Origin of the sequence: Butyrivibrio fibrisolvens (assembly GCF_023206215.1) — a bacterium.
Taxonomy (GTDB): Bacteria; Bacillota; Clostridia; order Lachnospirales; family Lachnospiraceae; genus Butyrivibrio; species Butyrivibrio fibrisolvens_C.
The window spans coordinates 160,978-176,464 of sequence record NZ_CP065801.1 but is presented as its reverse complement, the minus strand read 5'-3'; the positions used below and the strand labels follow the sequence as shown (position 1 = coordinate 176,464).

Genomic DNA, 15,487 nt, shown 5'->3' with positions numbered 1-15,487 from the left:
TTACTCTTTGCCCAAAACTTTCCTAACAAATCTCTTCGCAGGCCGGTATATACCAAGCCACTCAAAACTTACTCTTATAAATCGTTCAGTTTTCACTTTAATTGAATCCGGAAACCATTTATCAATTACTTCATAATACTGTTTATTATTTAAGTCTTCAAAGAACTCACTCCTTCTTGTGTTCTCTTTTATTGAATGAACAAGTTCATTAACTTTTTTTACTGCATCATCTGCCATGATTTCTCTGACTCTACAATTATAAAGGTTCTCTATTATCTTTTGACCTTTTTCTGTATGAACGAGAGCCCTTGTTACACCTTTATTATCATCAAAAGATTTATCAAGTAAATATACATCAAAACAATCCCATATTGTGATATCACTTACACGATATCTTTTTTTGAATTTGCAATCGTAACATGATGGTCTATCACTCAAATCAGAAAAAAAGGCTCTTAGATAAGGATCTGATTCAACACCCGCAAACTTTGATTCTCCGCTACTATATTTCAAACTAATTTGAGAATATTGATATCCATATTTAGTCTTATCTCTAAATGCAGCACCAACAATATTGCTATGATTCTCTTTTATTCCATGTTCCTTATATTTTCTCCAAACAAGTGGAGAAGGTACTGCATGACAAACAATATCCAATAATATCAGATTATCGTATTCTTTACCAAGAAAATGCCAGAATCCTTCTATCTGACAAGGTGTTCCACTATATAACACCTGTCTACCAGCATCAAGAAATGCCTTCGCTTCTTTATAAGTTGATTCAATATTACTTTGTACATACTTACTGTTTCTAAAGATTCTCAAGTCTTCATATTTTTCAACATAAGTATGATGTACTTCAAATTGATCATCAAATGCTGCACCGAAGACAACTCCACCGGCATCAATAACCTCTTTAGCTATTGCTGTAAATGCACCTCCTGATGTAGATTCCTTAAGGATTTGCTCATCCATGTTTCTGATAAGAAATGCTTTTTGTTCAAATTTCTCTCCAGGTTTAACATTTAAAATAGGACATACACGTTCGCATTTACCACAATTTATGCATTTTGCAGTGTCTACATGAGGATATCTGAAACCTTCTTCATCCTCCACCATTGAAATGCAATTTATAGGGCAAGCATTCATGCAGGCACTACATCCACAACATTGCTTTTTATCTTTAATACTAATCATATAAATCCTCTTTATCTCAACGCTTATTAAACACAAATAATGCTTGCTGGAGCTTTATTCATCAAACATTCAGCGCTGCCCTAATAAATTGGTATCCCTTTTCTCTTTCTACCTGCAGTCTTTTATTAGCCCTCTCAAAATCTATGTTCTGATTGATGAGTTTTTTTACATCTTCATCACCGTTGAATAGTCTATTATTTAAACCTGCCATTTTTAATAGGGTATCAATTCGACTATTAGTAGATGTTTTAGTCTTTCTAGTATACCTTCTAAATGTAAAAAACTTCTTATTATACAAAATCGAAAATACTGTACAATGAAATGAATCTGTGCAAACATAAGAAGAATTTCTGATTAGATTCAAAAAGTCTGCCGGATCGATATCATAAGGCGTAAAGTCAGCATAATCATTATCACTTTTTACGTATTCATCTAAATTGACAAGCGCGACTATCTTACATCCTGTTACATCTCTAAGCCTTTTGGCAAACTCTCTATGTGGAGGATTATTTCCAAGAAAATAGCATAAAATATATGGCTCTTCTATTATTGGTTCCTTTTTCTGAATATCCATCCACTCCTTACCAGAAAATAAAATAGTAGGGTCACATACTACTGGGACATCTCTTCCCGTTAGATCTTTTATTAATTTCTGACCAGATTCTTCTCTTACACCTATGTTTTTTATATCTTTCAAAAAAACAGATGCTTTTTTTGATGAATCACTTGGTAATGTAGACTGTCCAAAGCTAGTAGCATATGCAATACTATTAACATTTTTGGGAACAAAGCTAAGAGTATAATAATTCGCTGCTATATTCGCAGGCAGCCACAATTGATCGCTTCCAACAAGTACATCAGTATATGCATTCTGACAAGCAGAGGATAATTCTTTGATTGAGTTATATCTTTTAGATAAGTTAAAATACCTCTTATAAAAATCATCGAACCTTTCCGAACGCTTTTTGCTATTAACTGAATAATCATCCTTAATAATCTTTCTTCTAAGGACATTCTTTACCATTCCTTTTTTAGAAAGTAATATATCTGAAGTAACAGCGGCTCTAGCAAAATATTTTATTTTAGATTTTTTTATCTCACTTCTAAAACCTTCAATATTTATAGTTTCATTATCTATATTTAATTTTTTTAGTGCCATCTGTGTAGCCAATGCTTGAAGCATACTGCCATAATTATGTTGAAAATAACACGATACAATTGCAACCTTTTTCAAAATCAATAATCTCCGATACTTATTATGAACATTTACTTTCAATAAAAATGTTGCTGCTTTTTTACAGCAACATTTAAACTATTTCCAATACTTATTTTTTCTTTATAAAGAACATTTCATGAACACTTTACTAATTGATTATATTTTTCAACCTTCTTAATAAAGACTTTCTCTCCGCTTTTTAAAGCTTCCTTATATAAAGATATATATTTCTGTGTCATATTTACGATGTTATAGTGTCCAATAACATCATAATATGCATTTCTAGCATATTCTTTATGATGTGCAACGTCGCTTATTGCAGAAACATAATCTTCTACTTTATCGCATACATATCCATTTTCTTTATTCTTAACAACATCACGATTTCCTATAACGTTGCTTACGACAACAGGTTTTTTCATGTACATCGCTTCTAATAATGAAAGTGGAAGTCCTTCCCATAAAGATGTTAATATAAAGATGTCACATGACATTGATATCGCAAGTGCTTCTTCTCTGTTTTTCCAACCAGTTACTTCAATATTTGGAGCAGTTAGAAGATTTATCAAAGGTCCATCACCTATCCATACAAATTTGACATCAGGCAATCTGGTCGCTATTTCATTAAACAGTTCCGGATTCTTTTGATAATTAACTCTACCAAGTGTAAACACTTTTAATTGCTTATCATGCGATTCAAATGAACTTATATTTTTTGCCTGCGAGACTAATTCATTAAAACCATTGATATCTATTCCATTGTCTATATCTACTGCACGCTTAGTTAATTTTAAAGTCTCTTCATACTCTCCATAACTGCAACTAACAGTTGTACAATTACACTTCGCACAAAATCTCTCTATCGTTTTATATATAAAACATTTGACCTTTGAACGATCCTGCATCAAAAAACTATATCCATGTGGAGTATAAAAAACTGGTATATCAGAAAAGTTAAACAAAAATCGTCCTATAACGCCAGCTTTAGACGAATGCAGATGAACTATATCTGGCTTAATTTGTTTAGCTATTTCCCTTATTTCAAAATATGATTGTATATCCTTATTCAAATTTATTGATCTAGTAAAATTTTTTATAAAGATCATTTTAACTCTAGAATCAAAGTATTCTTTATAATTATCAGGAGTTTGATTCCTTATACCATAAGCAATATAAATATCGAAATCATTTACAAGACTATTTACCAGTTCAACAATATACGTAAAAACGCCCCCTCCCATTGCTTCTACTACATATAAAAGCTTTGGTTTTGAAGAAGCATTGTTAAATACAAGGTCGAATCTACGATCGTTTTCAAAAAGCTTATCACTTATTTCTTGATTGATTGGATTAGAAACGACTTTTTCTACTATTGACTCTGTCATGATCACACCGTTTCCCCTCATTCCTGTATCTCCCTGCTATGCAACTCTACCCTACTAACAATCTTTCAGTTATAATAATTGACCTATGAGTTTTGTTCACCATATACGTAACCATACCCATATTCTTTTCCATACTTATAATAACCGTAACTATTTTTACTCTTATCAACTTTATTAAGAGCAACTCCAAGTACCTTACAGCCTGATGCTTCAAACTTCTCAATAGCTTTCTGTACAGTTTTAAAGTTAACTTTGCCAGCTTCTACAATGAATACTGCTCCATCAGTATGTGGCGCTATAATAGCTGCATCTATTACTGTTCCTACTGGAGGAGTATCAATTATAACCATGTCATAATCTTTCCTAAGATCATCAAGGAGCTTGCCAAGCTTATCTGTTGACAGAAGCTCTGTAGGAGCCTTTGTTGCAGGCCCTGTAGGTACTATGTACATGTTATCGAAGCCTTCTGCAGTATTATGATAGATGATGTCATCTACTTCACACTGTCCAGACAGATAATGAGTCAGACCGTATTTCATCTTGCCTGATACGAGCTTCATCTTAAGGATTGACTTTCGAAGGTCGGTATCTACAAGCACTACTTTCTTACCAAGCTCTGCAAATGACTTTGCAGCTTCGATAGTGATTGTACTCTTGCCTTCATTGGTCATAGTACTTGTGAAGAGAACTGATTTAATGCCATCTCCTGCAAATGCTATACTGGTTCTAAGGTTCTTAACTTCTTCTGTCATTCCAAAGGGTAGCTTCTTGGTTTCTAATTCAATATCTATCATGGCGACTCCGATTTTCTGCCTATTTTAGGCCGACTTTAATTAAACACTAGCTATTTTCCCATTAAAAAAACCTAGTGCATACATTCTTTAGATGGTCGAGTCCCGAACTGTGATAGTTCTTTAGGACTCTTTCATCTAAAATTAGGTAATGATCAGTTATTACTTCTTTTTCTCTTTTCTAAGGGAGATAAATGTACCAGATACGCATGCTACTGCGATCACTGCGAAGATTACTACGAACAGGATCTGGTTATCACCTGTTCTTGGTGATGTCTTACTTCCAGTTCCTTTATTAGATGTATTAGCAGCTGCGCTAAGAGATGTCTTCTCTGCTACAATTGCTACTGGTGAAAGGCTTGTAAATTCACCTACTACATATCCGTTACCTACTTCTGAAGCAACTTCTTCCCATACACCGATTGCTGTATTGTAGTGCATTACATGAATCTTAGTCTCAGTTGTGATTCCGGGTACTGTAAATGTGATATATACAGGGTTCTCAGCGCTAACCACTGTTCCTTCAGGTACTGTAACATCTACAGATACAAGAACTTCAAGATCTGCAGCTGTAACTGTTTTTACTTCTTCGTTATTACCATTTGTATTATTAGCCTTATTTGCAGCTTCTATAACTGTATTAATAGTCTCTGCAAGAATTGTCTTATCTTCAATGTCTGCAACGACTTTCTCATCTTTAATCTCTTCTGTTGCAACTTCAACAGAATTCTGCTTCCTATCAGCTCCGAGTACTGCAGCTTCACCTGCGTCTTCTCTTGATCTTGTAGCACCGAGAACTTCTGCTGTGTCTGTTCTACTTGCTGCAAGTGCGCTTGTTGTTCCAAGTGCAAATGTCAATGTTGCTAATACCATAGCTGCTGTTGTTAAAATCCTCTTTTTCATCACTCATCCCTCATCTTTTCTTAAATTATTGTTAATTCTATGAAGAGTCAGTTCTCTACATAGAAGAGTTGTATTATCAATTTGGTGAGTTCTTCATTGTCTACATAGAACTCATCATGAAGTACTCCTTCGACATTGTCACCGGGCAGCATGTAGACTGTGTCTGCTACAGCATATTTTGCGAAGCAGTCTGCAATATCAGCGCTCATATCTTCATAGAGATAATCGCCTGCAGCTTCTTCCATGACGTTTATTACTCCGGTTCCTTTCTGTCTTGCAGTCTGGGACAGTGCCAGCATGAACTGGGTCTGTCTGGACATTCGGTCCATGTTACTGCCTCTTGTCTCCACGTCTCTTGTGTGGACGAAGTCGAAAGCATCTTTACCATTTAGAGTAATAACTGCACCTTCGGTATACATGGGATCAAGATCAGTCTCATCTGATTGAAGCTTTAATGTCACACCGCCTATTGCATCAACAGATGGCTCGATACCATCCATTGTGAGAGATACCACGTTATTGATACGGGTTCTCATAAGCAGGTCGGCTACTTTCTGCTTGGTCAGGTTGCAGGCTTCTCTGGCTGAGCGTCCATAAGAATACTGCATCGTGATCTGCTCTTGTCCTGTGTAGAGGAATTCTCCATCGTTATTATATATATCAACGCCTACCATGGTATCTCTGTTGATCTCAAGGGGAGTTATGAGCTCTTTGTCCTTATCGATTATGAACAGGATCATGGTATCGGAACGTCCGCCTTCATCGATTCCGGCTCCCTGCCTTGTCTGGTCAGAATCATCTATACCCAGGAACAGAACTGTCTCGATCGATGTATTTGGTTTGTACTTCACTCCTTTATAAGTTATGGTTCCATCGAAGTTATCGATTATGGCCGTAGTCGCTGTTGATGATGCTACCTTATTCGAATCATTTATTGATGACCCGTTTGCAGCTGCGTCCATAGTGCTCTGTGCTTCTGCACTTCTTCGTACTGTCTTTTCATCTGCGCGTATCGCACTTTTATATCCATAGGCGCCTGCTCCAAGTACTATTACTACTGCAGCTATCATCAATATGAGGAATGTCTTTCGTTCCTCGCGGCCAAATCTTTTATATTTTCTATGTCTATGCTTATGACTCATATCAACCTCATGTTGTATATTATCATCCCTGTTATTACGAGAAAAGCTTATTAGTTGAAAAAATGCTTTTTACATCACTTTATAAGATCAGTTACTATCTATATTTCTTCCATCTACTTGTGTCATCACCGCTACTACCAAAAAGCGGTTATCTCTAAGCTTCCTGTCACAGGTTGACAGCGTTATGATCTTACTATCAGATGTAACTTCCATGTCATTATTATATATACTGCGCTCTTTCACTATGTCGTTCTGAAGAGATTGCAGAAAGAGGTCTCTATCCTCTCTTACATCATCATCATAGTAATATGGTATATGTGCATCACTGTACATAACCGCAGCAAAAACTGTATAAGTATATGTATGGTCCTTGGTATAAATATAAATAGTCCTATGATCATTGAAGAAATCTTCATCTTCATAGTCATGAAGGGCTCCGAACATAGAACCGTCATTCATATTGTGACCATATATAACTGTGTTGAACTCGATGAACTTACTGCTGTCGCATAGTTCTGTATATGGGCATCCGTATTCTGAGTAAATTCCGTCTGCTCCGTGATTGAGATAGTAGGAATCATCTGTTGGATGCTGTGCTATTGGATAGTCAACCTTGGTATCCGGTATTGATATCCATGCGTATATGTCTTCATTAGAAGCCTGAAGGCTTTCAAAATCTATTGGAGAACTGAACGATGCTGAAGTGCCTGAACCTGATGTCGTGTCGTCTGTTACCGATACATTTGATGTATCTGCTGTCTTATCTGAAGTATTGTCTGTATCAGAAGCTGTATCGCCTATATGAGCTGATTCCTGAACGTCTTGTACTAGCTGCTCATTGTGAATCTTATCTGATATCCTGTATCCCAGCGCTGCTGATATTATTCCAAGGAGTATTAATAATAGTATACATGCTATGAGTTTTTTCTTACTCATGATTAACCTCATGTCGCGAGTGAAACGAGTGACTAATGGTTCAAATTGATGGAGCTTGCGTCATCAATTTGGGTTTGAAAGTGGAACACTTTCAAACTTTATGCTTCCTCTTCTTATTAATAATTCCCTTATCCTTTGCAATTGAATCTTCAAGTGGGAAGGAAGCAAATGTTCCAAGTCCTAAATACTTCCTAACGTCATCTTCGTCCTTAATAGTATTATCAGAATAATATCTGACAAGTACGAAGCCTGCTGCGAGGAGAAGACCTGCCATGAAGCCCATCGCTGTGTTCTTCTTGGTAGATGGCTTACTTGGAAGCTTAGCCGGTACAGCATCTTCTACTGATGAAGGCTTATCTGTATCTATAACCTGCGCAACTCTGTCTGCAAGTACATCTGCGATCTCATTGGCTATGTCTGCTGCAAGTTCAGGATCAGGATTCTCAACAGTGATCCTGATGATACGTGAATCCTTAGGATTCTCTATATCTACTATATGTAGTAAATCTTCATAAGTAGTATCAAGCCCCAGGTTCATGATAACCTTCTCAAGAACCGGTCTGCTGGTACCAAGGATCTCAAAATCGACTGTAAGCTGTGATCCAAGCTGAAGGTCTGCCGCTGTTGTTATACTTGTTGTTTTTGAGAAAATGTAAATCATCGAAGATGATGTATATATCGGCGTCATAAAATTAATAGTATAAGCAAATGCTGCCGTAGCGCCGATGATCGCACATAATGCGATTGCAATGATGTTTTTCTTTAAGACAAAGAAGAGCTCAGCGAAATCAATTTCATCATCTTCTTCAAGCTGAATAAAATCCGTGTTATTCATATCTCACCATCCCTATTTACTTATAAATCATCATATCCACAGCCCCCTCATTGGCTATGAACTGACAGTGCAAAAAGCCCGCACTAAGCCCGCGCAATGAACCTACCCACTTTCATTGCCCGACAAATTACATATTACTATTTATACATTCGTGTGACTTAGTATGATTTATACCGAAGAAGATTATATATGATTAACTATCATTTAAACAATCATATTTTTATTTATTTTTTATCATTTTTTATTAATTTTGCCACTTCTAACATAATTGATAGTTTTTTATCTAAATATCGCATATTTGCTGGTGTTAATTGGATTCATTTTCCCTATAGCCAGCTATAGTTTTTATGTTTTAAACGATTTTCTGGTGATTTTGTTGTGATTATTCAGATGATCATAAATGATCATTTTGAAGCAATATTTTGTGGACTATGCCAAGGAAGGAAACTTAATATATTTGCATATTTATAAGTACCTATATACAGATCTTATTTGGAAACTCTCGCCTTTTATTACGTAATTATGTGATTGTGTTTCTTCTATTAATTATTTCAAACTTCGCACTTGCCAAACATACACCACCATCTGAGGCAGAGCCGATGCGGCACATTTATAATACATTTTCGTATCTTTTGAAGGTGTTATTAAATTCAGGAGCAAGATATCTGGATCTTTATATTCTTCTTAGGGTCCACCTGTCTGAGCGAAGCGAGTTTGGACCCTAGAATATAAAGATCCAGATATCTTGCCCTGAATTATAACACCTTCAAGATACGAAAATGTATTATAAACGGGCTGCATCGGCTCTGCCTCAGATGGTGGCGTATGTTTGGCAAGTGCGAAGTTTGAGTTAATTATTACTTTTATTCCGTTTATCTATATCTTATACTATTGGTATAGTAGTAATATCAACCAAAAAACAGTAAGGAGGGTACTGTAAGCATGAAAACAAGAAAAGTATTGAAACAGTTGTTTGCAATGCTGCTTGCACTGATCCTGGTCGTGGCAACCGGTGTCACACATGTGCAGGTGCATGCAGAGGATCTTTCTGCGGATGTAAGGACTATTCTTAATATTCCGATGGATCTGTCCGGCAAGACCATTATCATTCATACAAATGATATTCATGGTGCGATCAGCAGATATGCTTATGTAGCATCACTACGTGATAATCTCAAAGGCCGCGGAGCTGATGTCATTCTTGTAGATGCCGGAGATTTCAGTCAGGGAACACCTTATGTCAGCACCACCAAGGGTCTTGATGCGATTACTATGATGAATGCTGCAGGTTATGATTTTGTAACTCTTGGCAATCATGAATTTGATTATGGTTATGAGCAGCTTAGATCTAACCTTAATTTTGCCAAATTCAAAGTACTGTGTGCCAATATTTTGAATCCTGAAGGCAATAATCTTTTTACTCCTAATGCTATATATACAGGTCCTTCCGGACTTAGGATCGGTTTCTTCGGAATGGAGACTCCTGAGACCAGAACCAAGGTTAATCCTTCTATGATCAAGGGGCTCAATTTCCTTAACAAATCAGACAACTATGTATGCGCTCAGGCTCAGGTTGATGAACTTAAGACTCAGGGCGCCGATCTTGTTATCTGCCTCTCTCACCTTGGCGTTGATGAAGAGTCTGCACTGGATGGCAACCGAAGTGTTGATCTGTATGCCAATACAAATGGTATAGATTTTATGATCGACGGTCATTCACACACAGTAATGACAGCCGGCAGCGCCGGTGAACCTGTTCAGTCTACAGGTACCAAGTGCGATAATATTGGTATAGTTCAGATTGATAATGCTACTAAGACTATTGATGATCATTATCTTATAACTCTTGAAAATCTGGCTCAGGAAGTTACAACTTCCGCCAACGCCAATCTTATTTTCCAGAGAGTTAATTCTGAATATGATAAGGTTCTGGGACATACAGCTATAGATCTTAATGGTCAGAAAGATCCCGGTAACAGAACTCAGGAGACCAATCTTGGTGATCTTATAACCGATGCTCTTAAATGGTCTGTTCTTAAGGAAAAAGATGCTCTCTCAGTTGATGAAGATCATGTAGTTGCTATCACTAATGGCGGTGGTATCAGAGCTTCTATAGATGCCGGTGCTATTACTAAAAATGACATCAACACTGTTCTTCCTTTTGGCAATACCATTGCTGTTGTATACGTAACAGGCGAAGAGCTTCTTGAAGTCCTTGAAGCATCCACTTTCTGTACTCCTAGTGCTATCGGTGGTTATCCTCAGACTTCCGGCATCAAATTCACTATCGATACTACAAAGCCTTACCAGCAGGGCGAAGCTTATCCCGACTCTACATACTATGCACCTGCAGCTATCACACGTGTAACTATCGAAAGCATCAATGGCAAGCCATTCTCACTTACAGATACATATGCTGTAGTAACCAATAACTTCTGCGCAGCAGGCGGCGATACTTATTACAGATTCTTATCAGCCAGTGATCAGTTCGATACCGGTATCGTTATGGACGAAGCTGTTATGGCATATGTATCAGAAGTTCTCGGCGGCAATGTTACTGCTGATAAGTACGGCGATGTTAGAGGTGATCAGACAATCATAAGATGAAGTAAGGCTCTTGAATAATTGCAGCAATATTGTATAATCATTGTGTTGTAAAAAGATTTGTTCAAAGAAGAACAGCGGATTCACGTCCTGCTGTTCTTCTTTTATTAAAATCGAGTTATAGTATTACATTAGTTACTCGCTATGCTCGCGACATGAGGTTAAAAAATGGTTCAAACATCCAAACACAACAATTCAGCTCCAACAGGCAAGGAACTAAGGCTTGCAATTATTCATATCCTGATCTCGGCTCTATGCTTTGCTTTCATGACTTTCTTTGTAAGGATTTCAGGCGATCTTCCTACTATGGAGAAAGCCTTTTTCCGTAACTTTGTTGCTCTTTTTATAGCTGTATATGCTCTTGTCCAAAAAGGAACAGGTTTCAGAGTAGTTGAAAAGGCAAAAGCCTCTATGTTTCTAAGATGCCTTTTTGGAACAACAGGTCTTATAGCTAATTTCTGGGCTATAGATCATCTGGGAATAGCAGATGCCAATATGCTCAATAAACTTTCACCGTTTTTTGCCATCATCATGTCTTATTTTATTATGAAGGAGATCCCCAATAAGATTGACTGGATGTGTGTTATTCTCGCTTTTTCGGGAGCTTTATTCATAATAAAACCAGGGCTTGGATTTGCATCTCTACCTGCTTTAGTAGGATTATACGGCGGCTTTGGCGCTGGCACTGCATATGCATATGTTCATAAGATGGGTAAGCTCGGACAACCGGGGCCTACTATCGTCTTCTACTTCTCACTGTTCTCATGCCTTCTTGCTCTTCCATTCATGATAGCGCAGTGGAAGCCTATGACTTTATGGCAGCTTGGATGCCTTATTATGGCAGGAATATCCGCCGCTATAGCTCAGTTCAATATAACTGCCGCATATCAGCTTGCTCCTGCCAAGTCAATTTCTGTATTCGATTATACTCAGGTAATATTTGCAGCAATACTTGGATTCTTGTTCCTAAGTGAGATCCCTGATATTTTCAGTTTCATTGGATATGCTGTAATTATATTTGCCGCTATATTCAAATGGGAATATGGCAGAAGAACATCTGAACAATAGATAAAATGACTTAAGGGGCAAAAGGAACTTTTAACACCTACCTCATAATATAAAGGCCACCGTGGCCCTGTTACGTATGAGTTACTTTCTTCCTTTATGGATCACGCCTTCACCAAATCTTTTTTCTATATCTTTAGTCATCTGGCGAAGTTTCCTCTGCTTCTCAGCTCTATCTGCATCAGTCGTATTATTTGTACTTCCTTGCCTTGCAAGATCAAACAGACTCATCTGTCTGTATTCTCCCTTATCAAGGTCAGATGCTCCAACGCCAACAAGTCTGATACTAAAGCCCTGAGCGAATATTCCATTTTCACCAAGAACAAGTTCATCCATGAGTCTTAGAGACGTTTTTAATAAAACTTCCTGGTCATTGGTAGAATCTCCAAGTCCCACCTGTTTTGATCGCCTCTGAAAGGAATCTGTTTTAATACTGACAGATACTGTCGATGCGAATACGCCGTCTCTTTGAAGGCGCCTTGATACGCTCTCTGAGAGCCACTTAAGGATACCGGGCATTTCTTTTTCATAATTGGAAAAATTAATATCAGATCTCGTCGTTGTCTCATTAGAATAGCTCTTGGCATCCTCTTCATAAGGATTTATATGGCTACTTCCATATCCATTACAGCTTCTATATATGTATTCTCCTTGCTTAATACCAAGTAAGTCTTTAAGCAGTCCTTGATCCGTCTTCGCAACATCCCCTATGGTCTTCATCCCAAGTTCAGAGAGCCTTGCAGATGTCTGCTTGCCGCATCCATACAGATCACCTATAGGAAGCGGCCACATCTTGGTTTGAACCTCATCTGGAAAAAGAGTATGGATCTTGTCAGGCTTTTCAAAATCAGAAGCCATCTTGGCCAGAAGCTTATTACAAGATATGCCTACATTGACTGTAAATCCTAGCGTATCCCGGATCTCATCTTTGATCCTTCCTGCAATGATAAGTGCAGATTGTCTGTAACTTTCTTCTGTATCGGCGTCTATCTCACCGGCAGAATTGTACATCTGGCTTACCTGGTCTGTCATATCGATGAAAGCTTCATCTATGGAGACCTGCTCTATAATTGGCGAGTATGTTTTTAGTATTCTTATAAACTTACCTGAGTATTCGCGATATGTCTTAAAGTCACTGTGTACCAGCACAAGATTTGGACATTTCTGCATGGCTTTGACTACAGGTTCACCTGTTACTATTCCGTACTTTTTGGCAGGTATAGACTTAGCCGTAATGATACCATGCCTGCTTTCTACATCGCCGCCCACTGCTGAAGGGATTGTCCTTAGGTCTATGGCATCAGGATCGTCTTTTAACAATTTTACAGCGCTCCAGGACAGGAACGCACTATTAACATCTACATGAAATATTATTTTTGAATTATCCATAGTAATAATCTCCCCATATATGATAACATGGCATAAGGGTCATTGTTTATTAAATATATAGGAGATATTACTATGGGACGTATTAAATGGTACTATGCACTTATAATTTTGGCAGCGCTTTTTGCAGCAGGATTATTACTTTCATTACTTAATAGTTTATTTTAAATAGCTCATACTTCCCGCTTGAACCATGAAGTATCGCCAAGTAAGATTTTTGAGAAAATAAAAAACAAGCTAACCCGTGGTATATATCTAACCTTTGGTCAGCTTGTTTTTGGCTATTCTTGTATCCCTGATCATACCTTTAATATCAAGGCTATCAAAAATAAGCTCTATATAAGCAGTGGAGTGTATATGGGATGAACGCTACAATTCCTATCAGGCTTGATACAAACAGTGTAATAGGAAAAAATACAACCAGCAGCACTTTAACATTCTCTGATCTTCTGTTAAACCATGGAAGCACGAATACAGCAGCCGTGTATATGATGAGAAAAGATAATCCAAACATAAGAGAGCTAACTATATATCCATTACTATGTCTAAAGTTCATATTCGACACAAGCACTGAAATATCCCATCTTTCGGCTACACAGTAGATCATGCCAACAGTCATTCCTATAACAAATGCCCTCATCTGATAATAGAACTTATTCCAATATTCATCTTTGATATATGTGCTTGTCTGATTCATCTTATACTCCTTCTCATAACTTAATAATATGTATAATTGTTTTCTGATTTTTAAAGACTTTTTAGGGATGTGTCTTGAACAAGTGCTATATTATCACCTCAAAATCTCTTTGTGTCATTTTTCCGACGAAATGCACTTTTTATTAGACGAACGGTAAATAGTTCAATTTTATGAAGCTCACTACCTCAATTTGTTTTAATGATCCGGAAATATAATGAGTTAGCGTATGTTTGACAAATGCAAAGTTGTAGTTAATTATTTGCAAACTTCCCACTTGGTCGAGGGCATGTCCGAGAAAACCTCACCAAGTGGTTTGAGTTAATAAGTTGTAGAAGTATTGTTATTTCTCTTATATAATGGATACGGTGTTTGTTAAATACTAAGAATACAAATAAACTACTTAAGCTTGCCACTTTGAGATTTCTGTACCGTCCAAGTGGTAAATTCACAAAAAGACTAGCTAGAAAGGAGTAATATTTTGAAACTTGCAGTTATATTCCCGGGAATTGGATATACAAACCAGAAACCTTTACTATACTATAGCCAGAAGCTTGCCAAGACTCATGGCTTTGATGTTATCGCGCTTGATTATACAGATTTCCCTTCTAATGTCAGAGGGGATGAAGATAAAATGAAAGAATGCTTCGATATAGCCTGGAAGCAGACCTGTGAGCAGCTTTCTAAAGTTGATTTTGATAAGTACACAGGAGAGGATGACTGTATATTCTTCTTCTCTAAGAGTATAGGTACTATCATGGCTGCAAAATATGCTCTTGAGAACAACATCCTTGCAGGTCAGATCTACTACACTCCTCTCAAAGAAACCTTTGATTATGTTCAGGATGGTTACGGTCTCGCCTTCCATGGAACCAAAGATCCATGGGCAGATAATGAAACGATTGAAAATCTATGTGCTCAAAAGCACATAGAGCTTGTAGAAATACCTGAAGTTAATCATTCACTTGAGATGACTGATTCAGTCGTTGATGATATAGATTTTGTTGCGGATGTTATCGAAACTGTCGAAAGTTATGTATCAGATTATGAATGATATATCGTCACACTACACTTTCTATTATGTATAGCGTTTGTTTTGCTATGTTTGTTGTATTCAAGTAAATCACAATGTTTCCGGCCGCTTTTTCTCTAAAATGTGGCCGGATTTTTTTATGTCTTCTTATTGGCATTGCGTCGTTATATAATCACATTCGCTATTCTATTTGGCGGTTTTTTATTTCTAAATTCTTTTTCCTTGATTTCTATTCTGAATCGTACTATATTTATGCCTTTTAAAAAATCAGCTGCTTGCATTGCTGTAAGCAGCTGATTT

13 protein-coding genes are annotated in these 15,487 nt (G+C 37.1%); 3 read left to right on the top strand and 10 right to left on the bottom strand.

Annotation, left to right across the window (positions count from 1 at the left end):
- From I7804_RS18070 to I7804_RS18035, 8 genes are all read right to left on the bottom strand, one after another.
- The gene (locus tag I7804_RS18070; RefSeq protein ID WP_248405998.1) at positions 1–1,197 is read right to left on the bottom strand and encodes a Coenzyme F420 hydrogenase/dehydrogenase, beta subunit C-terminal domain; all 1,197 of its coding nucleotides are present in this window, start codon (positions 1,195–1,197) and stop codon (positions 1–3) included.
- A 61-nt stretch (positions 1,198–1,258) separates the two neighbouring features.
- Positions 1,259–2,380, bottom strand: a complete 1,122-nt coding sequence (locus tag I7804_RS18065; protein WP_282570550.1) for a polysaccharide pyruvyl transferase family protein — start codon at positions 2,378–2,380, stop codon at positions 1,259–1,261.
- 167 nt (positions 2,381–2,547) lie between these two features.
- Positions 2,548–3,819, bottom strand: a complete 1,272-nt coding sequence (locus tag I7804_RS18060) for a glycosyltransferase (RefSeq protein WP_248405996.1) — start codon at positions 3,817–3,819, stop codon at positions 2,548–2,550.
- 62 nt (positions 3,820–3,881) lie between these two features.
- The gene (locus I7804_RS18055) at positions 3,882–4,592 is read right to left on the bottom strand and encodes a CpsD/CapB family tyrosine-protein kinase (protein WP_248405995.1); all 711 of its coding nucleotides are present in this window, start codon (positions 4,590–4,592) and stop codon (positions 3,882–3,884) included.
- A 159-nt stretch (positions 4,593–4,751) separates the two neighbouring features.
- Positions 4,752–5,492: a hypothetical protein gene (locus I7804_RS18050; RefSeq protein ID WP_248405994.1), complete on the bottom strand. Its 741-nt coding sequence runs from the start codon at positions 5,490–5,492 to the stop codon at positions 4,752–4,754.
- Between the two features lie 47 nt (positions 5,493–5,539).
- A complete protein-coding gene (locus I7804_RS18045) occupies positions 5,540–6,634 on the bottom strand; it encodes an LCP family protein (RefSeq protein WP_248405993.1) in 1,095 nt (364 codons plus the stop codon).
- 87 nt (positions 6,635–6,721) lie between these two features.
- Complete coding sequence (srtB, locus tag I7804_RS18040; protein ID WP_248405992.1) at positions 6,722–7,582, bottom strand: class B sortase; 861 nt, start codon at positions 7,580–7,582, stop codon at positions 6,722–6,724.
- Between the two features lie 79 nt (positions 7,583–7,661).
- Entirely contained in the window at positions 7,662–8,405 is a 744-nt protein-coding gene (locus I7804_RS18035; protein ID WP_248406220.1) for a YveK family protein, read from the bottom strand.
- Between the two features lie 942 nt (positions 8,406–9,347).
- Here I7804_RS18035 and I7804_RS18030 point away from each other — a divergent pair.
- Together I7804_RS18030 and I7804_RS18025 are read left to right on the top strand one after the other, a co-directional pair.
- Positions 9,348–11,012 carry a bifunctional metallophosphatase/5'-nucleotidase gene (locus tag I7804_RS18030; protein ID WP_248406219.1) on the top strand — a complete coding sequence of 555 codons (1,665 nt, stop codon included), beginning with the start codon at positions 9,348–9,350 and terminating at the stop codon, positions 11,010–11,012.
- 165 nt (positions 11,013–11,177) lie between these two features.
- A complete protein-coding gene (locus tag I7804_RS18025) occupies positions 11,178–12,077 on the top strand; it encodes a DMT family transporter (protein ID WP_248406218.1) in 900 nt (299 codons plus the stop codon).
- Positions 12,078–12,158: 81 nt separating this feature from the next.
- Here the strand turns inward: I7804_RS18025 and I7804_RS18020 are convergent, their stop codons facing one another.
- Positions 12,159–13,463 carry a Y-family DNA polymerase gene (locus I7804_RS18020; protein ID WP_248406217.1) on the bottom strand — a complete coding sequence of 435 codons (1,305 nt, stop codon included), beginning with the start codon at positions 13,461–13,463 and terminating at the stop codon, positions 12,159–12,161.
- Positions 13,464–13,782: 319 nt separating this feature from the next.
- Positions 13,783–14,157, bottom strand: coding sequence for a hypothetical protein (locus I7804_RS18015; protein WP_022754894.1), 375 nt, complete (start codon positions 14,155–14,157; stop codon positions 13,783–13,785).
- A 478-nt stretch (positions 14,158–14,635) separates the two neighbouring features.
- On the opposite strand from I7804_RS18015, the gene I7804_RS18010 reads away from it, so the two are divergent.
- Complete coding sequence (locus I7804_RS18010; RefSeq protein ID WP_022754893.1) at positions 14,636–15,208, top strand: alpha/beta hydrolase; 573 nt, start codon at positions 14,636–14,638, stop codon at positions 15,206–15,208.
- Positions 15,209–15,487: the final 279 nt, after the last annotated feature.